Origin of the sequence: Mesorhizobium sp. CA6 (genome assembly GCF_020165035.1) — a bacterium.
In the GTDB taxonomy this organism is placed as follows: domain Bacteria; phylum Pseudomonadota; class Alphaproteobacteria; order Rhizobiales; family Rhizobiaceae; genus Mesorhizobium.
Window position 1 is genome coordinate 16,164 of sequence record NZ_JAIUHI010000018.1, and the last position, 20,891, is coordinate 37,054.

22 protein-coding genes and 1 pseudogene are annotated in these 20,891 nt (G+C 64.8%); 12 read left to right on the forward strand and 11 right to left on the reverse strand.

Translation table 11 applies throughout. The features are described 5' to 3' along the window. Positions 1–77: 77 nt before the first annotated feature. The gene (gene dapE, locus LB526_RS24025) at positions 78–1,277 is read left to right on the forward strand and encodes a succinyl-diaminopimelate desuccinylase (protein ID WP_095769479.1); all 1,200 of its coding nucleotides are present in this window, start codon (positions 78–80) and stop codon (positions 1,275–1,277) included. Between the two features lie 2 nt (positions 1,278–1,279). Continuing rightward, entirely contained in the window at positions 1,280–1,885 is a 606-nt protein-coding gene (locus tag LB526_RS24030; protein ID WP_095769478.1) for a transporter, read from the forward strand. A 335-nt stretch (positions 1,886–2,220) separates the two neighbouring features. Here LB526_RS24030 and truA read toward each other — a convergent pair whose 3' ends face one another. From truA to def, 5 genes and pseudogenes are all read right to left on the reverse strand, one after another. Beyond that, positions 2,221–2,985 carry a tRNA pseudouridine(38-40) synthase TruA gene (truA, locus tag LB526_RS24035; RefSeq protein ID WP_224630035.1) on the reverse strand — a complete coding sequence of 255 codons (765 nt, stop codon included), beginning with the start codon at positions 2,983–2,985 and terminating at the stop codon, positions 2,221–2,223. Between the two features lie 23 nt (positions 2,986–3,008). After that, complete coding sequence (locus LB526_RS24040) at positions 3,009–3,515, reverse strand: GNAT family N-acetyltransferase (RefSeq protein ID WP_224630036.1); 507 nt, start codon at positions 3,513–3,515, stop codon at positions 3,009–3,011. Beyond that, positions 3,512–4,447, reverse strand: coding sequence for a methionyl-tRNA formyltransferase (gene fmt / locus LB526_RS24045; protein WP_224630037.1), 936 nt, complete (start codon positions 4,445–4,447; stop codon positions 3,512–3,514). The genes LB526_RS24040 and fmt overlap by 4 nt, the downstream gene beginning before the upstream one ends. 57 nt (positions 4,448–4,504) lie before the next feature. After that, positions 4,505–4,633, reverse strand: a pseudogene (locus tag LB526_RS24050) (plasmid stabilization protein); the annotation flags it as partial. A 109-nt stretch (positions 4,634–4,742) separates the two neighbouring features. Further along, positions 4,743–5,273, reverse strand: coding sequence for a peptide deformylase (gene def / locus LB526_RS24055; protein ID WP_040984875.1), 531 nt, complete (start codon positions 5,271–5,273; stop codon positions 4,743–4,745). Positions 5,274–5,376: 103 nt separating this feature from the next. Between def and LB526_RS24060 the strand changes: the two genes are divergently transcribed. Then, a complete protein-coding gene (locus LB526_RS24060; RefSeq protein ID WP_224532173.1) occupies positions 5,377–6,630 on the forward strand; it encodes a DNA recombination protein RmuC in 1,254 nt (417 codons plus the stop codon). 243 nt (positions 6,631–6,873) lie between these two features. On the opposite strand, the gene LB526_RS24065 is transcribed toward LB526_RS24060, so the two are convergent. Beyond that, positions 6,874–7,278 (reverse strand): GFA family protein, encoded by a 405-nt coding sequence (locus tag LB526_RS24065; RefSeq protein WP_140845317.1) that lies wholly within the window; start codon positions 7,276–7,278, stop codon positions 6,874–6,876. 35 nt (positions 7,279–7,313) lie between these two features. After that, a complete protein-coding gene (locus tag LB526_RS24070; protein WP_224630038.1) occupies positions 7,314–8,273 on the reverse strand; it encodes a cation diffusion facilitator family transporter in 960 nt (319 codons plus the stop codon). A gap of 198 nt (positions 8,274–8,471) precedes the next feature. On the opposite strand from LB526_RS24070, the gene LB526_RS29655 reads away from it, so the two are divergent. Then, positions 8,472–8,597: a hypothetical protein gene (locus LB526_RS29655; RefSeq protein WP_095769470.1), complete on the forward strand. Its 126-nt coding sequence runs from the start codon at positions 8,472–8,474 to the stop codon at positions 8,595–8,597. Between the two features lie 187 nt (positions 8,598–8,784). Continuing rightward, positions 8,785–9,099: a quaternary ammonium compound efflux SMR transporter SugE gene (gene sugE / locus LB526_RS24075; RefSeq protein WP_140544826.1), complete on the forward strand. Its 315-nt coding sequence runs from the start codon at positions 8,785–8,787 to the stop codon at positions 9,097–9,099. A 73-nt stretch (positions 9,100–9,172) separates the two neighbouring features. On the opposite strand, the gene LB526_RS24080 is transcribed toward sugE, so the two are convergent. Then, positions 9,173–9,601: a DUF6481 family protein gene (locus LB526_RS24080; protein WP_095769468.1), complete on the reverse strand. Its 429-nt coding sequence runs from the start codon at positions 9,599–9,601 to the stop codon at positions 9,173–9,175. Between the two features lie 228 nt (positions 9,602–9,829). On the opposite strand from LB526_RS24080, the gene LB526_RS24085 reads away from it, so the two are divergent. Next, the gene (locus LB526_RS24085; RefSeq protein ID WP_224630039.1) at positions 9,830–10,891 is read left to right on the forward strand and encodes an LLM class flavin-dependent oxidoreductase; all 1,062 of its coding nucleotides are present in this window, start codon (positions 9,830–9,832) and stop codon (positions 10,889–10,891) included. Positions 10,892–10,918: 27 nt separating this feature from the next. Here the strand turns inward: LB526_RS24085 and LB526_RS24090 are convergent, their stop codons facing one another. Beyond that, a complete protein-coding gene (locus LB526_RS24090; protein WP_224630040.1) occupies positions 10,919–11,758 on the reverse strand; it encodes a helix-turn-helix domain-containing protein in 840 nt (279 codons plus the stop codon). 136 nt (positions 11,759–11,894) lie between these two features. After that, entirely contained in the window at positions 11,895–12,458 is a 564-nt protein-coding gene (locus LB526_RS24095) for a carboxymuconolactone decarboxylase family protein (protein ID WP_095769461.1), read from the reverse strand. Positions 12,459–12,719: 261 nt separating this feature from the next. Here LB526_RS24095 and LB526_RS24100 point away from each other — a divergent pair, with 261 nt between their 5' ends. From LB526_RS24100 to LB526_RS24115, 4 genes are all read left to right on the forward strand, one after another. After that, positions 12,720–13,886: an AI-2E family transporter gene (locus tag LB526_RS24100; RefSeq protein ID WP_224630041.1), complete on the forward strand. Its 1,167-nt coding sequence runs from the start codon at positions 12,720–12,722 to the stop codon at positions 13,884–13,886. A 185-nt stretch (positions 13,887–14,071) separates the two neighbouring features. Then, positions 14,072–14,893 carry an arylamine N-acetyltransferase family protein gene (locus LB526_RS24105; protein WP_224630042.1) on the forward strand — a complete coding sequence of 274 codons (822 nt, stop codon included), beginning with the start codon at positions 14,072–14,074 and terminating at the stop codon, positions 14,891–14,893. Positions 14,894–14,896: 3 nt separating this feature from the next. After that, positions 14,897–15,895, forward strand: coding sequence for an LLM class flavin-dependent oxidoreductase (locus LB526_RS24110; RefSeq protein ID WP_224630043.1), 999 nt, complete (start codon positions 14,897–14,899; stop codon positions 15,893–15,895). A 67-nt stretch (positions 15,896–15,962) separates the two neighbouring features. After that, the gene (locus LB526_RS24115; RefSeq protein ID WP_224630044.1) at positions 15,963–16,763 is read left to right on the forward strand and encodes an inositol monophosphatase family protein; all 801 of its coding nucleotides are present in this window, start codon (positions 15,963–15,965) and stop codon (positions 16,761–16,763) included. Here the strand turns inward: LB526_RS24115 and LB526_RS24120 are convergent. Next, positions 16,753–17,772 (reverse strand): LacI family DNA-binding transcriptional regulator, encoded by a 1,020-nt coding sequence (locus LB526_RS24120; RefSeq protein WP_095769456.1) that lies wholly within the window; start codon positions 17,770–17,772, stop codon positions 16,753–16,755. The genes LB526_RS24115 and LB526_RS24120 overlap by 11 nt on opposite strands. A 218-nt stretch (positions 17,773–17,990) precedes the next feature. On the opposite strand from LB526_RS24120, the gene LB526_RS24125 reads away from it, so the two are divergent. Both LB526_RS24125 and LB526_RS24130 read left to right on the forward strand, forming a co-directional pair. Beyond that, positions 17,991–19,586: a sugar ABC transporter ATP-binding protein gene (locus LB526_RS24125; RefSeq protein WP_224630045.1), complete on the forward strand. Its 1,596-nt coding sequence runs from the start codon at positions 17,991–17,993 to the stop codon at positions 19,584–19,586. Beyond that, a complete protein-coding gene (locus LB526_RS24130; protein WP_095769454.1) occupies positions 19,583–20,878 on the forward strand; it encodes an ABC transporter permease in 1,296 nt (431 codons plus the stop codon). The genes LB526_RS24125 and LB526_RS24130 overlap by 4 nt, the downstream gene beginning before the upstream one ends. Positions 20,879–20,891: the final 13 nt, after the last annotated feature.

Consider the following 20,891-nt stretch of genomic DNA (forward strand, 5'->3'; position numbering starts at 1 on the left):
AACCATATTGTCGGCGACATGAGCGGCGATCATCTGCCACCGTGACACGACAAACGCTTTCGACTATCGCTTTGCCCATGACATTGCCTACCGATCCCGCCGCGAATCTTGCCGCCCTGATCCGCTGCCCGTCCGTGACGCCCGCCGAGGGTGGCGCGCTTGCGGCGCTTGAAGACATGCTGAAGCCGCTCGGCTTTTCGGTCGAGCGTCCAATCTTCTCGGAAGACGGCACGCCGGACATCGAAAATCTCTATGCGCGGCGCTCGGGCAACGGCCCGCATCTGATGTTTGCCGGTCATACCGATGTTGTGCCGGTGGGCGACGAGGCGGCCTGGACGCATCCGCCCTTCGCCGCCGAAATCGCCAATGGCGAGATGTACGGCCGCGGCGCCGTCGACATGAAGGGCGGCATCGCCTGCTTCGTCGCCGCGGTTGCGCGCCATGTCGCGCAGAATGGCGGCCCGAAAGGCTCGGTGTCGCTGCTGATCACCGGCGACGAGGAAGGGCCGGCCATCAACGGCACCACCAAGCTGCTCGACTGGGCGGCGGCCAAGGGCGAGAAGTGGGACGCCTCGATCGTCGGCGAGCCGACCAATCCCGATGCGCTCGGCGACATGATCAAGATCGGCCGGCGCGGCTCGCTGTCGGGCAGCGTGACCGTCAACGGACGCCAGGGCCATGCCGCCTATCCGCAGCTTGCCGACAATCCGGTGCGTGGCCTGATCAGCCTTGTCGACGCGCTGCTCCATCCGGTGTTCGACAAGGGCACAAAGGATTTCCAGCCGACCAACCTCGAAGTGACATCGATCGATGTCGGCAATGCGGCGACCAACGTCATCCCGGCGAAGGCGACGGCCATTTTCAACATCCGCTTCAACGACACCTGGGACGCCGAATCGGTCCAGTCCGAGATCCACAACCGGCTCGACCAGGCCGCCGCGCGCAAGAAATACCGGCCGGGCAAGAAGGCGCCGGTCGACTACGAGCTTGTCTGGCGCGACCGGCCGAGCCATGTCTTCCTCACCCGCGACGACAAGCTGATCGATACGCTGAGCGGTTCGGTCAAGGCGGTGGTCGGCAAGAGGCCGGCGCTCTCCACCTCCGGCGGCACGTCGGACGCGCGCTTCATCAAGGATTATTGCCCTGTGGTCGAGTTCGGGCTGGTCGGCAAGACCATGCATATGGTGGACGAGCGCGTCGCGCTTGCCGACCTCGAGACGCTGACGCAAATCTACGAACGCTTTATCGAAGACTGGTTCGGACAAGGCCTTTCGTGACCATGCTTTCGGCAGACGAAACCTATGCTTCGCTGGCCGGCGCCTGGCGGCTAATGTTCGGCAAGGCTGATGGCCTGCGCCTGCTCGACCTTTCGGCCGACGGTTTCTGGAATTCCTTCTTTGCCATCGTCGTGGCGGCGCCGGCGCTGATCGTCGGCTGGGTCGGGATAGCCAATGAGGTCGGCGACCCCGATGCCTTCGCCGGGCGCCTCGGCATGCTGGTAAGGCTGGCGACCGTCGATATCGGCTCCTGGGTGCTGCCGCTGGTGGTGCTTGCGCTGGTGGCGCCCCGCGCCGGCATCGGCGGCCGCTTCGTCCACTATGTCGTCGCGTCCAACTGGGCGTCGGCGATCATCGCCTGGCTGATGCTGCCCTCGGCGCTGCTCAGGCTGCTCCTGCCTTCCGCCAGCGAGGTCAGCAGCCTGGTATCGCTGGCGCTGTTCGCCCTGTCGATGGTGCTGACCTGGCGCATGACCAATACAACCATCGGCAAAGGCGCCGCGGTGGGCACGACCGTGTTCATCGGCATGTTCGTTGCCTCGCTGCTGGTCCTGTTCGGCCTGCAGGCGCTGCTCGGCATCGACATACCGGACGGCACGACGGGTTGACGTTGCAGCGGGGGCGGCTGTTTCCAGAACAGTCGCTTCGGATTTGAATCCACCCTCGTTTTTCACCATTCAAAGTCAGCGCTGCCCATCACCTGCCTGCCGGCATCCTCTCCCCGTATAGTGACGGGGAGAGGGGCGCTGTCATCCGCGGCTTCGCCAATTGCTAACGGTGCAGGAAGGAAGCCGGCGCTGCGGCCAGCCCCTTCTCCCCGTCACTATACGGGGAGAAGTGCCCGGCAGGGCGATGAGGGGCAGCGGACGCCGACAATTCCCGTCTCCAGCACAAGTTCGAAGCTGAAACAATTGCCTCGCGTCATTGGCAGAATGAGAGGCTTTCACTTGGCCGTCTCTGTCTCCGGATAATCCACCCCGACAAGAAACAGCCCGTCCGGCGGGGCTACCTGGCCGCAGGCGGCGCGGTCGCGCGCTTCGAGCGCCGCCTTGAGATCGGCGGCGCGCCAGGAGCCGTCGCCGACGCGCTTCAGCGAGCCGACCATCGAGCGAACCTGGTTGTGCAGAAAAGAGCGCGCCGAGCTGCGCAGCTCGATGAAGTCTCCATCGCGGCTGACGTCGAGGCGGTCAAGCGTGCGGACCGGGCTTTCGGCCTGGCACTGGGTTGAGCGGAAGGTGGTGAAGTCATGCTTTCCGAGCAGCACCTTGGCCGCCTCATGCATGGCCTCGGCGTCGAGCCGCTTCGGCACCCACCAGACCTTGCCCTTTTCCAGCGCCGCCGGCGCCCGGCGGTTGAGGATGCGATAGAGATAATGCCGGCCGGTGGCGGAAAACCGCGCGTCGAAACCGTCGGCGACGACGGCAGCCTTCAGGATGGCGACACGCGTGCCCGCCACATGCAGATGCGCGTTGAGGGCGTCGCGCACCTTGTCGCCCGACCACGCTTTGGCCAGGTCGACATGGGCGACCTGCGCAGTGGCGTGCACGCCGGCATCGGTGCGGCCGGCGGCACGTATTCTTACCTCTTCGCCGCAGAACTTCTCGATCGCCTGCTCGATCGCCTGCTGCACCGAGGGCTGGTCGGCCTGATGCTGCCAGCCGGCGAATTGGCTGCCGTCATATTCGATATCGAGCCGAAAACGCGGCATGTCCTGCTGCGCTTGCCGCTCGCCTAGGCGGCTAAAGCGGTAAAGGCGGAAGCGTAGACCAGCCTGCCGGTCTCGGGCGCGTCGCCCCAGGCCAGCGCCTGCAGCGCCTCGCCCTGATACTCGCTCTCGAATCCCGCGGCGCGGGCATGGCTGTAGCCGAAGCGGCCATAATAGACCGGATCGCCCAGCACCACGGCCAGCATCTCGCCGGCTTCCTTGAGCCGCACATGCGCTTCGCGGATCAGCGCGCCGCCGATACCGGTGCCGTGGAACGACGGCTCGACCGCCAGCGGCGCCAGCGCCACGGCGTCGAACTGCTTGGTGCCGTTCTGAACGAACAGTCGCGAGAAAAGAATATGGCCGACGACCTGCCCGTCTTCCTCCGCAACCAGCTCGACGACGGCATCGCCGCCGGTGACAAGCGCGTCGACCAGGCCGGCTTCCGCCTGCTGGCCAAAGGCATGTTCTTCGACGAGGCGGATCGCCTCGCGATCCCGCGGCGTCGCCGCGCGTATCGACATCATGCTCATGTGAGTTTCGTTCCTTTTTCGATCTTGGCTCCGCGCAAAAACTCCTGCGCAGTGGCAGGCTTTCCGCCCGCCCGTTGAACTTCGACCAGCCTGACCGCGCCTGTCCCGCAGGCGACCGTCAGCCGGTCATCGAGAATTCCTCCCGACTCGCCGACGCCATCCGAGAGCGTCGAGCGAAGCAGTTTCAGCCGCTCCATGCGGCCGCCAATGTCGACCTCGCACCACGCACCCGGAAAGGGCGAGAGGCCGCGAATGTGATTGTGGACTTCGCCAGAAGGCCGCGTCCAGTCTACGCGTGTCTCCGATTTATCGATCTTTCGGGCGTAGGTCACCCCTGCCGTTGCCTGTTGGGTAAATGTCAGACAATTTATCCCCAACTGCGCGAGCGCCTCAACCATCAGCGAGGCGCCTTGAATCATCAGTCGGTCATGCAATTCGCCGGCTGTCATGTCGGGCGCGATGGCGACTTTTTCAACCATTGCCACCGGCCCGGTGTCCAGACCCTCTTCCATCTTCATGACCATCATGCCGGTCTCGGTATCGCCGGCCATGATGGCGCGCTGGATGGGAGCAGCACCACGCCAGCGTGGCAAAAGCGAGGCATGGCCGTTGAGGCAGCCCAGCCTTGGCGCGTCCAGAACGGCCTTTGGCAGCAGCAGGCCGTAGGCGACGACCACGGCGACATCGGCCTGCAGGGCTGCGAAAGCCTGCTGCTCGGCCTGGCTTTTCAGCGACGTCGGCGTCCGAATGTCGAGCGCCAGCCGCTCCGCCTCGCGCTGCACCGGCGAGGGCGTCAGCTCCAGCCCGCGCCGGCCGGCGGCGCGCGGCGGCTGGGTGTAGACGGCCGCGATCTCATGGCCGGCCTCGGCGATGGCGCGCAAGGTCGGCACGGAGAAATCCGGCGTGCCCATGAAGATGACGCGAAGCGGCATGACGGATGTGCTCCTCTTCCTACCGCCCGCTTTGGCGCTTGCTTTCGCGAATCTCGATCAATCGTCGAAATCGCGGCCGAAATCGCGCTTCCTCTGAGCCTCGATCTCATTCATCATATCGGCAAATTCGTCGCTGATCGCGTCTTCAGACACGAATGCGCTGCGGATCGCATCCCATGTGGAGACTTGTGGCTTTGGGCCAGGTTCAGGAATGTTGCTGATCGGGGTGTCGCCCATCGAAACCTTCGACTGATATCCATGATCCAGGGTTCTTTCAGGCGCGGAAAGGCGTCGCCTAGCCCACCATCTTGCCCGGCGCCTTGTCCTTGGCGAGCTTCTTGAACTTCCGCACCACCATGTCGCGCTTGAGCTTCGAGATGTGGTCGATGAACAAAACGCCATTGAGATGGTCGATCTCGTGCTGCAGGCATGTGGCCATCAGGCCTTCCGCCTGCATCTCCTGCAGCTTGCCGTCGCGGTCGAGATACTTCACCCGCACCGAAGCCGGGCGCTCGACCTCGGCGTAATAGTCGGGGATCGACAGGCAGCCTTCCTCATAGACGGACCGCTGGTCGGAACTTTCGAGCACTTCCGGATTGATGAAGACATGCGGCTGAGGCTCCTCGCCTTCCTTGGCAAGGTCTATGACCAGCAGCCGCCGCGGCTCGCCGACCTGGATCGCCGCGAGGCCGATGCCGGGCGCGTCATACATGGTCTCCAGCATGTCGTCGGCGAGCTTGCGCAAATCGGCATCGACGCGCTCGACCGGCTTGGAAACCTGGCGCAGGACGGGATCGGGAAGGATGATGAGCGGCTTGATCGACATGGCGTCTCACCTAAGACCTCGCTTGAAAAGCGTCAACCGGGGCATCTTTGACCTGTTCACGTTTTGATCTGTGCCAGGAGGCCGAATCGGTTATGCTGCCCAAATGAACGACATGACCTCCGTCCTTTCCGAGCCCATCGCGCGGCTTGGCGCCACGACCGTGACGCTTGGCCAGGCGCTGGCTTTCGGCGCGATCCTTCTGCTTGCGCTGTCCGTGGCGCTCGTCGTCGCCTTGTGGCGCGCGGCCGGGGCACGCGCGGCGGCGGCCGCCGAAGCCGCCGACCATGCCCGCGATGCCGAGGCGAGGATGGCCGACATCATGCAGGCGCAGGCAGAGATGCAGGGGCGCATGGGGGCGATCGCCGAGGTGTTCGGGGCGCGGCAGGCCGAGCTCACCCAGTCGCTCGGACAACGGCTCGACGCCATGACGGGGCGCCTCGGCCAGACCATGGCCGAGCAGACCAGGTCGACGCATGAGAGCCTGGCCAAGCTGCAGGAGCGGCTGGCGGTGATCGACACCGCGCAAGGCAACATCCAGTCCTTGGCCGGCCAGGTCGTGCAGCTGCAGGCGATCCTCTCCAACAAGCAGACGCGCGGCGCCTTCGGCCAGTCACGGATGGAAGCGATCGTCGCCGACGGCCTGCCGCACGGCGCCTACGAGTTCCAGGCCAGTCTCTCCAACGGCAGCCGGCCCGATTGCCTGGTGCGGATGCCCAACGGCGCGCCGTCACTCGCCATCGACGCCAAGTTTCCGCTGGAGGCGTGGAACGCCATCCGCGCCGCCGAGGGCGAGGCCATGCAGAAGGCGGCGGCCCAGGCTTTCCGTCGCGACATCGAGGTGCATATCCGCGATATCGCCGAAAAATACCTGATCCAGGGCGAGACACAGGACACCGCCTTCATGTTCGTGCCGTCGGAATCGGTGTTTGCCGAGATCCACGAGAATTTCGAGGCGGTGGTGCAGAAGGCGCATCGCGCTCGCGTCGTCATCGTCTCGCCCTCGCTGCTGATGCTGTCGATCCAGGTGATCCAGGCGATCCTCAAGGACGCGCGTATGCGCGAGCAGGCGCATCTGATCCAGGGCGAGGTCATCCGCCTGATGGAAGATGTGGGTCGGGTCGACGAGCGGGTACGTCGGCTGCAGACACATTTCGGCCAGGCGGCGCGCGACATCGACGACATCCTGGTGTCGACGTCGAAGGTGACCAAGCGCGGCCAGAAGATCGAGGCGCTGGAATTCGCGGAAGGCGAGACCGAGGCCGCGCGAGGTGCCGCGCCAAAGGCCGAAGGCGGTTCGCGGGTAGCAGACTCCAAGACGGGTCAGCTCAGGCTGCGCGTCGTCGAGGGCGACGAGTAGTCGCTCGACGCCGACGTTGGAACGACCGATTCTTCCTTCGCTGGCGAGGTCGCATCCCTTGGAGATTGTCTGGAACGCCTTGCATGCCATGAGGCTAACGCAATGAGACGGCTAAGAATTTTGCTCCGCCGAGCCCCTCATATCGGTCACGGCATGGATCTTCGGGTCATGCCCGAGGATGACGAAGGCGCGAAACAGTCAGCCAATCGCCGAGGCTTCCGTCAACGGGCCGATCCGACAGTGCTACTGCTCCTCGATGGTCGCCATCCCTTCAAACTCCGGCAGCCAATGCAACGCCGAGCGGTGCCAGACCTGTCTTCTCGGCACCAGTTGGTCGCGCTGGCGCGCCGTGCCCACCCTAATACCATAGATTTTCGGTCCATCGCCAACCGACGTCGCATAAAGATGCGATCCGCATTCGCCGCAAAACCCCTGCGCGCGCTTGGCCCCGCTGGATCCGGTCTTGATATAGACTTTCGGTGTGCCCTTGGTAATCCGGTAATGCTCTTCCGGCGCGCCGACGGTCACGCGAAAGGCCGTGCCGGTCAGCTGCTGGCAGTCGGTGCAGTGGCAGATCGAGGTCTTTTCCGGATCGACCTCCGCTTCATAGGCGATGGCGCCGCAATGGCATCCGCCGTCGATCTTCATAGGCCTTCCTCCTGACAAGTTCGCGTTGTCAAAATCTATCCCTCCTCCGAGGCCTCGGCCATGGCCTTGCGCCGCCGCTCCCATGTGCCAGTTGCCTGCGGCTTGACGAAGAGCCTCGATATTTGCGGCATTTCCTTCTTGAGCCTGGCTTCCAGGCGCTCGACGCAGGCCTCGATATCGGGCGCGCTGAGATGATCCTCGAATTCGATGCTCAAGCCCGCGACGATTTCCTCCGGCCCGATATGGACGCTCAGGATTCCGTTCGCGCGCTGCACCGCCGGATCGTCCTGGACGATCGCCAGCACCTTGTTCTGCACTTCGGATGAGGCAGGTTCGCCCAGCAGCAGCCCTTTGCTCTCGCGCGCCAGGAAGATGGCGGTCGCGCCGAGGATGATGGCGATGCCGATCGAGCCGAGGCCGTCGAGCTCGGGGATTTCCAGAAGCTGGGCCGACAGGATGCCGGCGAAAGCGACTGCCAGCCCGAGCAGCGCGGCGCTGTCCTCGAACAGCACCGTATAGACGCTGGGATCCTTGCTCGATTGCACGGCCTGCAGCCAGCCTTGCTTGCCCTTCTGCTGCCGGAACTCCTTCAGCGCTAACAGCCATGAGCTGCCTTCGAAGACGAAGGAGAGGGCAAGCACGATGTAATTGACCTTGGCGTTGACGAACGGCTCGGGCGCCATGATGTGGATGACGCCTTCATAGAATGAGACGCCGGCGCCGAGCGCGAACACCAGAAGCGCCACGATAAAGCTCCAGAAATAGAGCTCGCGTCCGTGGCCGAGCGGATGGGTTCGGTCGGGCGGCCGCGCGGCGCGACGCATGCCGTGGAGGAGCAGCGCGCCGTTGCCGGTGTCGACCAGCGAATGCACGCCTTCCGACAGCATGGCGGACGAACCGGTGAGGGCGGCCGCCGCGAATTTGGTCGCCGCGATCGCCAAATTGCCGGCGAGCGCGGCGTAGATCACCCGTCTCGACCCGCTATGTCCTGCCATCCGATCTCCGAGCTGCCCCGCGCCCGAGCCTAGCGGCCCGCCTCACAGACAATGCACCAGCCCTTGCGAGGTTTCGAACCGCGCTGTGCCCGGAAATCGGTTGACAGCCGGTCGACCGGCTTCGCAAAGCGGCACAGCCTCTTGCAGCCGGGCATTTCTCTTGTTTCACTCGCACGTCCACAATCGGAGGAGCGAATCATGGCTAAAGGTGCGATGAAGGCGGGCAAGGAAGCCCGCAAGCCGAAGAAGGACGCCAAGAAGCCCGCCGCGGCCCCGGCTCCGAAGGCGCCGCCGGTCAAGGCGTTGCGTATCAAGGAAAAGTAAGCGGCCGAATTCGGCCGACCCGGCTCAATGCTGACTTTGAACCGGCGGCATGACAATGCTGCCGGTGTTTTGTTGATCGAGGCCACCCCATATCAAAGGGCGAGGACGACCTCGCTTCCCCGAAAACCGGCCGGGACGACCCGCCGCCAAGCATCTCAGGCGATGCTGGAATGACGGAGTGTCTTCGATGTCCTGGATTTTTCTTTTCTTCGCCGGCCTGTTCGAAATCGGCTGGGCCATCGGCCTCAAATATACCGACGGCTTCTCCAAGCCGCTGCCGACCCTTCTCACCATCGCCTCGATGATCGTCAGCCTCGGCCTGCTCGGGCTGGCGCTGAAGACGCTGCCTGTCGGCACGGCCTATGCGGTGTGGACCGGCATCGGCACCGTCGGCACGGCGCTGCTCGGCATCTGGCTGCTCGGCGAGCCGGCGACGATCGTCCGGCTCGCCTGTATCGGCCTGATCGTCTGCGGCATCGTCGGGCTTAAACTGGTCGCCTAGCCTGCTATCCGTAGCACAAACGCGTTCAGGGCCGCTTTCGGCGACCCTGACTTAATTTCCAACGAATCCAAACCTAGCGGGCGGAGAAGCCCGGAGGCGTACGGCCGACACGTGCCTTGCGCGCGGCGTAGCGTGCGTCACGCTTGGCCTTGCGCGCGGCCTCATCGGCAAGCTCGAAAGCGATGCGCTCGGATTCCTCGGCCTCGCGGCGCTTGGCCTCTTCGGCCGCCGCCGCTTCCGCCGCGAGACGCGCCGCTTCGGCAATCGCCTCGCGCTCGGCCTTCTCGGCCGCTTCGCGTGCCAGCTTTTCCTGCTTCAGCCTTGCCTTTTCCGCCTCGCGGATGGCGCGGGCCTCAAGGATCGCCTTGCGTTCGGCCTGGCGAGCCAGCACTGTCGGATCATCCGCCGCCGGCTTTGCCTTGAAGCGCTCGAGCAGCGCCTTCTTTGCCTCGTTCGCGGCATTGCGCCGCTCGAAAATGTCTTTTTCCCTGTAGATAGCCAAGTGTACTTCCCTGCAGTCTATTCGCGACGCTTACATACGCGTGAAAGCGCTAAGTTCAAGCGCCAAAACGGTATGGCAGCCATGAAAAATCCGGGCTTGTTGCCGCAGGGATACGGCCCGGCAGCGCGATGCACTGTTCGCAGACCGCGCGTCTGGCGGGCAGAACGGGGGATAGTTACCTCTAGCGCCGACGACAAACGCTGACATGAACATTGAGGACGCAACCAGATGGAACTCGGTCTCTACACTTTCGCCGATGTCAGCCCGGAGCCGGGCCCCGGCGCGATCGGCCCGCATGAGCGGCTGCGCAACCTCATCGAGGAAATCGAGCTGGCCGACCAGGTCGGCCTCGACGTGTTCGGCCTCGGCGAGCATCACCGTCCCGACTATGCCGCCTCGGCGCCGGCGGTGGCGCTGGCCGCGGCGGCCGAGCGCACGAAGCGCATCCGCCTGACCAGCGCGGTCACGGTGCTTTCCTCCGACGATCCGGTGCGCGTCTTCCAGCAATTCGCGACGCTTGATCTTCTGTCCGGCGGCCGCGCCGAGATCATGGCCGGGCGCGGCTCCTTCATCGAATCCTTCCCGCTGTTCGGCTACAATCTCGAGGACTATGACGAGCTCTTCGCCGAGAAGCTCGACCTGTTGCTCGCCATCCGCGACCAGGTGACAGTGACGTGGCAGGGCAAGCTGCGCGCGCCGATCAACGGCCGCGGCGTCTATCCGCGTCCGTTGCAGGAAAAACTGCCGGTCTGGATCGCCATCGGCGGCACGCCGCAATCCGCCGCGCGCGCTGGCGTGCTCGGCCTGCCGCTGGCGCTGGCCATCATCGGCGGCGAGCCGGCGCGTTTCGCGCCGTTGTTCGATATCTATCGCGAGGCGGCGCGGCGCGGTGGCAACGATCCGGCCAGCCTCGCCACCAGCATCAACGTGCACGGCTTCATCGCCGAGACGACCGAACAGGCGGCCGACGATTTCTACGGACCGCAGGCCGAGGTGATGAACCGCATCGGCCGCGAGCGCGGCTGGGGCCCGACCTCGCGCGCGCATTTCGATCACGCGCGGGGTCCCAGTGGGGCCCTCTTCGTCGGCAATCCTGAGGCCGTGGCGGAAAAGATCGTCGCCCAGCACAAGATCTTCGGCAACGACCGCTTCCTGCTGCAGATGGCGATCGGCACCATGCCGCACGCCAAGATCATGAAGGCAATCGAGCTTTACGGCACCAGGGTGGCGCCGATCGTGCGCAAGGAGACGGCCAAAACCGCGCCCGCCACCGCGGCGCCGGCCGACTGAGCGGCAGTCGACGCCGGTCTCCAGATGCTAGGCCGCTGGATGCCCGGCGCCGACGGCCATCATTTCGGCATGAAGCGTCTCGGTTGCCTCGTCGGCCGGGAACATGCACTCGACACGCAGTTCCTGGGCAGCGACGGTTTGCGGCGTCCCGACCGTGGTGACCATCGAAAAGTAGTTGAGAACCCTGCCTTCCCTGACGAACCCCAGCGGAATGACTGGCGTGAAGCCCAGTGCGACCGGGTTTTTCCATTCGTTTTCAACACCCGGATAGGCGAGCAATTCCGCCAGCAGGACCTTCGTCTTCTCGTCGACAACGCGGCCGATGGATTCGCGATAGACACGCTCGAACAAGCTCCTGGCGACATCGGGCCAATTGGCGATGAACGGACGCATGCCTTGCGGATCGAACATCAGATGCAACATGTTGCGCGGTCCCTGGCGGGCGGACATGTCGATGAAGCAGCCGAAGAAGCGCGGCGCGGATTCATTGGCCATGAGCACATTCCAGTAGCGATCCATCACGACTGCTGGAAAGGGTTCGTGCTGCCGCAGGATGCGCGTCAGGGCGTCGGTAACGCTTTTCATTTCCACCGAATCCCACGCGCTTTCGGAAAACATCGGCGCATAGCCCGCAGCGAGCAGCAATGTGTTACGCTCGCGTAAAGGCACATCGAGCCCCCGGGCGATAGCCATCAGGGTTTCGCGGTTGGGCACGCTGCGTCCGCTTTCGATGAAGCTGATCTGTCGTTGGGAAATGCCGGTATCAAGCGACAGATCGAGCTGGCTTGTGCCGCGCAAATCGCGCCAGTGGCGCAAGAGCACACCCAGATCGGGCGTCATGCCTGTCCTGATATTCGACGGGTTCATGGTCAGCAATCCTCGGGCACCGCCGCTGCGGTACGCTTCAATCCGGCTCAAGTTTTGGCGGCGCAGGGATCGTGCCGATCCATGCGTCGCCAATCACGCTGAAGTGCGTCGCGCTCCAGGTCTCGGTTTATGCGGGTCAGGCTGCCACCGCGAGCGGAGACCATGCCTGCGCCCGGAAGCGCTCCTCGATCGGCGTACCGGCCATGTTGGTCGTGGTTGCCGCCATTGTCGAAACGCCGACGCCGGTCACCACCTCCAGAACTTGGGCTTTCGAGTAACCCGCCGCGGTGAACGCATCGATGTCGGCATCGGTGACGTTTCCCTTTTTTTCGATCAACGTCTTCGTCAACGCCGAGAGCGCCGCGTATTTCGGGTTGGCTGGCAGCCTGCCCTTTCGGATCGCTTGGACTTCGCCCTCGTCGATGCCGTCTTCGATGGCGAATGTCGAATGCGCGGCAACGGTCCAGGGGCACTTGATCGTCACCGCATTGGTAAGCAGCAGGACCTGCTTTTCGATTTCATCGAAGCTGCCGCCGTGAAAACTGCCGAAGGTGGCGACGAATCCGTTGAGAAGCACCGGACTGTTGGCCATAGTCGCCATGACGTTCGGAAGAAAGCCGAACTTCTCTTCCAACGCCTTGAGCGCAGGCCTGGATTTTTCGGGTGCCGAGCCGATCGTCTGGAGGTTGAATCTTTGCATTGTAACGTCCTCTTGCAAAATCGGATGTGATCGCGCGGACGAAGTCGTCGCCGCGCCAGCCTTCTGCTCTGTCGTCGCAAAAGCCTGCCCCGTATTAGGCCTGGCCGGCGCAGCGGCTCAATTACACGTCATGTAATAGCGCAACCGCATGTGCGATGCCGCGGACAGCCGGCTCATGGAACCTTGCCCGGAACTCCCGCGTTTCGCCCAAAAGCCTGCCATGCATTCATTGTTTGGGTGGTGGGCTTGCAAGGGGAACCGATGAAAGCCGAGCCGATCGTTTCGGGCGCGAGCGTTGCCGAAAGCCCTGATCCGCGTGCCAGCGCCCGGGCGGACATGCGCTTGACGCGGTCGCTGGTGATCGGGATCTTCATTCTGATGACGGCGGCGGCGCTGTACTTCGCGCGCGCCTTCTTCATGCCGGTGATACTCGCCTTCCTGCTGGCGCTGACGCTGACGCCGATCGTGCGTTTGCTGCGCAAGCACGGCATCCCTGAGGTTGTCTCGGCGACGCTGCTGGTGCTGCTTTCGATCTTCGTCTTCGCCGCCGCAGGCTATCTGCTCAGCGGTCCGGTCATCGACCTCATCAACAACAGCTATTCGATCGGCCAGCAGCTCACCGAGCGGCTGGCCCCGTTCAAGCGGCCGCTCGAACGAATGATGGACCTCGCACATCAGTTGGAGGCGCTGACGGAGACGTCTCAGGAACCCGGCCTTCAGCAGGTCGCGGTAGCGCCTTCCGGCATCCTGTCCACGGCGGCCAGCAACATCCTGGAAGCAGGCACGGCGATCACCATCGTGTTCGTGCTGTCGCTGTTCCTGCTCGCCTCCGGCACGCTGTTCTACGAGAAGATCGTCCAATCCTTCGCCAGCATGACGCAGAAGAAGCGGGCGCTGCGCATCGTCTATGACGTTGAGCGCGAGATTTCGCACTATCTGCTCACGGTCTCCATCATCAATGTAAGTCTCGGGACGGTGATCGGGCTGGGCTTGTGGGGGCTCGGCATGCCCAACCCGCTCGTCTGGGGGGCGATGGCGGCATTGCTGAATTTCTTGCCCTATGTCGGCGCGCTGATGACGGTCGTGATTGTCGCCGTCATCGCGCTGATCAGCTTCGACACGATCGCCTATGCGCTCTTGGCGCCGGCCTTCGTGGTGCTGTGCGACATCATCGAAGGCCAGTTCGTGACGCCGACGGTGGTCGGGCGGCGCCTCGAGATCAATGCGGTGGCGATCTTCATCGCCATCGCCTTCTGGTCCTGGCTGTGGGGCTTCGTCGGCGCGCTGATGGCGGTGCCGCTGCTGGTCGTTATCAAGGTCTTCTGCGACCATTTCGAGGGCTTGAGCCATGTCGGCAACTTCCTGGCGGCGCAGCAGTCCATGGCCGTCGAGGAAGAGCCGGCCGAAAACAATCACAAACCGGCCTGAAGCACGTCGCGCTGAAGTGGATTCGGGCGACGCGCTCTGGGGACCTGTGTCATCGTGGTCCCAGAACCGCTGCGCACTCCGGGCGACATGCATTGGCATGTGGCCCAATCGCAAAGCGTGGCCGTTATTTGCAGCGTTGGCGGGCAGTGCCTATATCGGGCCGGTCAAGCCGGACCTGCCCCTGAATGAGCGACTTCGATCTCGATGGCTATTTCGCCCGCATCGGCTATGACGGGCCGACCGACGTTGCGCTCGCCACGCTGCAGGCGCTGCATGCAATCCACCCGCAGGCGATCCCGTTCGAGAACATCGACGCCTTGATGGGCGTTTCCGTCGGGCTCGACATCGCCTCGCTGCAGGACAAGATTCTTGGCCAGGGCCGCGGCGGCTATTGCTTCGAGCACAATCTCATCTTCATGCATGCGCTGAAGGCGCTCGGCTTCACGACCAGCGGGCTGGCGGCGCGCGTGTTGTGGGGCCAGCCCGACGATGCCGTCACCGCGCGCAGCCATATGCTGCTGCGCGTCGAGCTCGGCGGCCGCACCTACATTGCCGATGTCGGCTTCGGCGGCCTGACGCTGACGGCGCCGCTGCTGCTTGAGCCCGGGCTGGTGCAGCAGACACCGCACGAGGCCTTCCGCATCGTCGAGACCGGCGACGATCTTCGCCTGCAAGCAGGCATTGGCAGCGATTGGCGCACGCTCTACCGCTTCGACATGAGCCAGGCCTATGAGGTCGACTACCTGGTCGGCAGCCATTTCCTGTCGACGCATCCGAGCTCGCATTTCCTGACCACGCTGGTTGCCGCGCTCGCCTTGCCCGACCGGCGCTATGCACTGCGCAACAACCGGCTGTCGACACATCATGCCGGCGGCCGCAGCGAGCAGCGCGAGATCGCGACCGCCGCTGAGCTCGCCGGCGTGCTGGAGAGCCAGCTCGCCATCGTCATTCCCGACCGCGCTGCCTTCGAGGCGAGACTGCGGGAAAAACGCATCGTGGAGACCTGACCAATGACGGCCCTTTCGGTTCTCGACCTGTCGCCGATCACGCAAGGCAGCACCGCCTCGCAATCGCTTGCCAATTCGCTCGACCTTGCCCGCCATGCCGAGCGGCTGGGCTACCGGCGCTACTGGCTGGCCGAGCACCACAACATGCCGGGCATTGCGAGCGCGGCGACGTCCGTCGTGATCGCGCATGTCGCCGGCGGGACGAAGTCGATCCGCGTCGGCGCCGGCGGCATCATGCTGCCCAACCATGCGCCGCTGCTGATCGCCGAGCAGTTCGGCACGCTGGCCGCACTTTTCCCCGGCCGCATCGATCTCGGCCTCGGCCGCGCGCCGGGCACCGACATGCTGACCGCGCGGGCGCTGCGGCGGAATCTCGAAAGCGCCGACAATTTCCCGCAGGACGTGGTCGAGCTGATGGGCTATTTCCAGCCGGCCGAGGAAGGCCAGCGCATCCGCGCCGTGCCCGGCGAGGGCCAGAGCGTGCCGGTCTGGATCCTCGGCTCCAGCCTCTATGGCGCGCAGCTCGCAGCCCTTCTCGGCCTGCCTTACGCCTTCGCCTCGCATTTCGCCCCGGCCGAGCTCGATCATGCGCTGGAGGTCTATCGCACGCGCTTCCAGCCGTCGGCGCAACTCGACAAGCCTTATGTCATGCTCGGCCTCAATGTCTTCGCCGCGCCGTCGGACGCCGAGGCGAAGCTTCTGTTCAGCTCGCTGCAGCAGGCCTTCGTCAATCTGCGCAGCGGCCGGCCCGGCCAATTGCCGCCGCCGGTCGAGAATTACGACCGCGACCTCGACCCTGCGGCGAAAACCATGCTTGCCCAAGCGCTGTCCTGCGCCGTCGTCGGCTCGCCGGAGACGGTGCGTCAAGGCATCGACGCCTTCATAAGCCGCACCGGCGCCGATGAATTGATGGTGACGGCGCAGTGCTTCGACCATGCGGCGCGCGTGCGCTCCTTCGAGATCCTCGCTGACGTGCACAAATCGATGTCGAAGGCGGCCTGACGGCGCCATGGCTTCTGACATACCCATCTGTTAAGGGCAGGCTCCCCGCCAACGCGCGAGCCTGCACATGACCCATGATCTCGACGACCGCATGCATTTTGCCATCGACCTGGCGCGGCGCGCCGGCGAGCTGGGGCTGAAATATTTTCGCGACCTCGACAACCTGGCCGTCGAGAGCAAGGGCCACCAGGACCTGGTTTCCGAGGCCGACCGCGAGGTCGAGCTGTTCATCCGCGCCGCGATCGCCGAGGCCTATCAGCAAGACGGCATCGTCGGCGAGGAGCACGCGGCGGTGACCGGAACAACCGGTCATGTCTGGGTGATCGACCCGATCGACGGCACCGCCAATTTCGTGCGCGGGATTCCCGCCTGGTGCGTGGTGATCGCCTGTGCCAGGGATGGCGAGACGATCGTCGGCGTTATCCACGAACCCTCGACCGACGAAACGTTCTACGCCCGCCGCGGCGGCGGCGCCTTCCTCAACGGCAAGCCGATCAAGGCCAGCAATGCGGCGTCGCTTTCCGACGGCGCCGTCGGCACCGGGCTCTCCAACCGCGCCTCGACCACGAATGTCGCCATTCTCATCGGCCTGATCATGGGCGAGGGCGGCGTCTTCTACCGCAATGCTTCCGGAGCGCTCATGCTTGCCTATGCGGCGGCCGGCCGGCTGCTCGGCTATCTCGAGGAGCACATGAACGCCTGGGATTGCCTGGCCGGCATGCTGCTGGTCGAAGAGGCCGGCGGCACGGTGCTGAAAGCGGACCCCAAGACGGTGATCGGCAAAGGCACCCGTGTGGTCGCCGGCGGCCGGGGCATCTTTCCGAGGCTGCAGCTGCTAGGCGAGAGCTCCTTCGGATTTACGCGCTGACGCTCTGCGCGAGCGCGCCGAGCGGCCGGCAGGAATTGCGGATCATCAGCCGGCCCTTCAGCACGAGCTTGCGCGGCGGCGCCTCCCTGTTGCCGGCCAGCCGGTCGAGCAGGAGGTTCGCCGCCTGCTCGCCGATCGCCTGCACCGGCTGCGCCACGGTGGTCAGCTGCGGCACGAACACGTCCGACCAGGGAAAATCGTCGAAGCAGGCGACCGAAATGTCTTCGGGGCAGCTGAGGCCGATGTCGCGGATCGCCTTCATGGTGCCGATCACCATCGGATTATTGGCCGAGAAAATCGCGCTTGGCCGGTCGTGCAGCGAAAGCAGCTGCATTGTGGCGTTATAGCCGTCGATCTCGTGGAAATTGCCGGAGCGTATGAGCTCCTCCGCCACGGGCAGGCCGGCGGCCTGCAGCGCCTCGCGGTAGCCGATCATGCGGTCATGCATGGGGGATATGTCGGATGCGCCGGTGATATAGCCGATGCGGCGATGGCCGAGATGGATCAGATAGGTGACGGCATCGAACACGGCGCGCTGGTTGTCCAGCACCACCGCATCGGTGTCGACGCCTTCGCAGAGGCGGTCGAGCAGCACCACCGGCACGTTGGCGTCCCCGACGATGCCCTTCAGGATGCCGCCGTCGCCGACGCGCGCTACGATCAGCCCGTCGACCATGCGGTCGAGCAGCAGCCGGATCTGGTCGTCCTGCGTGTTCAGGTCCTCGTCCGTGCAGCACAGCATGACGGCATAGCCGGCGCGGTCGAACGCCTGCTGGATGACCGAAACGACATCGGTGAAGAACGGGTTGGTGATATGCGGCACGGTCAGGCCGATGGTCCGCGTGGTGCCCATCTTGAGGCTGCGGGCAATGGCGTTGCGCTTGTAGCCGATGTCGCGGATCGCCTGCTCGATGCGCTGGGTAAGCTCCGGACTGACGGTGGCGGTGCCGTTGAGCACTGCCGACACGGTGGCCACGGACACACGCGCCGCCTCAGCCACATGCAGCATGGTCGGCGCCGTGGATTTCCGCTGTTTTTTCCGCCCTGACACCGTCATTTTCGAAACGTTTAACTGCCCCTATTTGGCCAAACCTACGCAAACCCGGCTTTTTTCGCAAGAATTGAAATGCATCAATCCTCAGCAACCAGATATGCGCTTGACACATTCGAAACGTTTAGATTAGCGTCTCAACCATCGAAGACGACGGAGGGAGGCCGTCCTTTGCCATGCAGCGCGTTTATTCGACCACGACTGGCAATGCGGCCGCCGACGGTCCAACCGTCGTCCTGAGCGCGACCGGCATTTCCAAGCGGTTCGGCGGCATCGCCGCGCTGTCCGATGTGAGCCTGGACCTCAGGCCCGGCGAGGTGCATGCGCTGATGGGCGAGAACGGCGCCGGCAAGTCGACGCTGATGAAGATCCTGTCGGGCGTCTATACCGACTACGAAGGCGCCGTGGCCATCGACGGCCGGACAATTCGTTTCACCGGCGTCCGCGACGCCGAGGACGCCGGCATCGCCATCATCCACCAGGAGCTCAACCTCGTCCCCGAGCTCAGCGTCGCCGACAACATCTTCCTCGGCCGCGAAAAGCTGATCGCCGGGCTGGTCGTCGACCGCAAGGCGAGCAGCCGCACTGCCAGCGCGCTGCTGCAGCGTCTCGGCATCGAACTCGATCCCGAGGCGCGTGTCGGCACGCTCAGGGTTGGCGAGCAGCAACTGGTGGAGATCGCCAAGGCGCTGTCGAAGTCGGCGCGCATCCTGATCATGGACGAGCCGACCTCGGCGCTGTCGCCGGCCGAGTGCCAGAGACTGTTCCGCATCATCGGCCAGCTCGCGGCAAGCGGCGTTGCGATCGTCTATATCTCGCATCGCATCGACGAGGTGATGCATCTGGCCAGTCGGGTGACTGTGCTGCGCGACGGACGCCACGTGCTGACGCGGGACATGGCAAGGCTGGACGAAGACGCCATCATCACGGCCATGGTCGGGCGCGACCTTCTCGCTTCCTCCGATCATGAGCGCGCCCCCGGCGGCGAAGCGGTGCTCTCGGTCAGGGACCTGTCGCTGTCGAAGCCCGACCGGCATGGCTGGCGCACGATGATCGACGGCATCAGCTTCGACCTTGCGGCCGGCGAGATCCTCGGCATCGGCGGGCTGCTGGGTTCCGGCCGCACCGAGATCCTGGAGGCGATCTTCGGCTCCAGCGACGGCCGCACCGGCGGCGAGATTCGGCTCGACGGCGTGCCGGTCGAGATCGGCTCGCCGCGCGAGGCCCGCCGGCTCGGCATTGCTTTGGTGACCGAGGACCGCAAGACGCAAGGCCTGCATCTCCAAGCCTCGATCACCGACAATGTCTCGCTGCCTCTGGTCGGCGCGCTGGCGCGCTTCGGCCTGCGCTCGCGCTCGGGCGAGCGCGGCCTGGCACGCGACGCGGTCGGCGCACTCGGCATACGCTGCGAAAGCATCGAGCAGGCCGCCGGCACGCTGTCCGGCGGCAACCAGCAGAAGGTGGTGATCGGCAAGTGGCTGGCGACCCGGCCGCGCGTGCTTCTGCTCGACGAGCCGACGCGCGGCATCGATGTCGGCGCCAAGCGCGAAATCTACGACCTCGTCTTCAAGCTGGCCGGCGACGGGCTGGCGATTGCCGTGATCAGCTCCGAACTGCCCGAGCTTCTGCATCTGGCCGATCGCATCCTGGTCATGGCCGAGGGCCGCCAGCGTGGAATCCTGTCCCGCGCCGAGGCCAGCGAGGAGGCGATCATGCGGCTTGCCGCGCCAAGACTTGCCACACCAAGACGGGCAGCGAGACCAGCCCCATGAACCTTATCAGCCTTGTTTCCCGCACCAAGCTGTACTGGGGGCTGATCGCCATCTTCCTGATCGGCGTGTTCGGCTCACCGATCAGCTCCAAGGGCAACAACATCTTCCTGTCCTACGGCAACCTGCTCGACGTGCTGCGCCAGGTGTCGACCACCGGCCTCATCGCCACCGGCATGACGGCGGTGATCCTGACCGGCGGCATCGATCTTTCCGTCGGCTCGCTGATGGCGATCTGCTCGGTTGTCTGCGCCATGCTGCTCACCGTGCCGGGCGTCACGCCCTCGGCAGCGCTCGGCGTGCCGACGACCGCGCTGGCGGCGCTTTGCCTCGGCGTGCTGGCCACCCGCTTCATCCTGCTCAACATCGAGAAATCCCGCGCCGGGACGGAAGCCGGACGCGACGCGCGACTGGACAAGGCGCGCGGGCTGATCATTCCGGGCGTCGTCGGCGTGGCGCTGTGCTGCCTTTCGCTGTGGTACCTGCTGCCGCAGGTCGAGACCAAGTTCGGCGTGCTCGGCGTGCTGCTGGTGGCGCCTTGCGTCGGCCTTCTGTTCGGCACCATCAACGGCTTCATTATCGTCGCCGGCCGGCTGCAGCCCTTCATCGTGACACTTGCGATGATGGTGACGGCGCTCGGCATCGCCAGGCTCACCGCCGGCCAGAACAACGCGGTGCTGCCGGTCTATACCGGCTCGAACGCCACCGCCGATTTCGAGATCCTGCGCTCGCTGGTGTTCGGCATCGTGCCGATGCCGGGCCTGTTCTTCCTCGGCGCGGTCGTGATCTACGGCGCGGTGCTGCGCTTCACGCCGTTCGGCCGCTATGTCTACGCCATCGGCGGCAATGAGGAGGCGGCGCGGCTTTCCGGCATCGCCGCCGGGCGCGTCAAGATAGCCACCTATGCGGTGTCGGGCCTGCTCGCCGGCATCGCGGCGGTGCTCTACGTGGCGCAATACCGCCAAGGCAAGCCCGATGCCGGCGCCGGGCTGGAGCTCGACGCCATCGCCGCCGTGGTCATCGGCGGCACCAGCCTGATGGGCGGGCGCGGCAGCCTGGTCGGCACCTTCTGTGGCGTGCTGATCTTCGGCCTGCTGTCAAACATCTTGCAGCTGCACAACATCAATTCGAACCTTCAGCTGGTGCTGAAGGGGGCGATCATCATCGGCACCGTGCTCGTGCAGGAGCGCAACGCCGGCGATCTTCTCAGCTATCTGCGCCTGCCCGGCGGACGGACGGCGCAAAAGGAAACGGCCGCAGCCAAGCGGCCGTCACAGGAGACCTCGTCTCTATAATCCGGAGGAAACA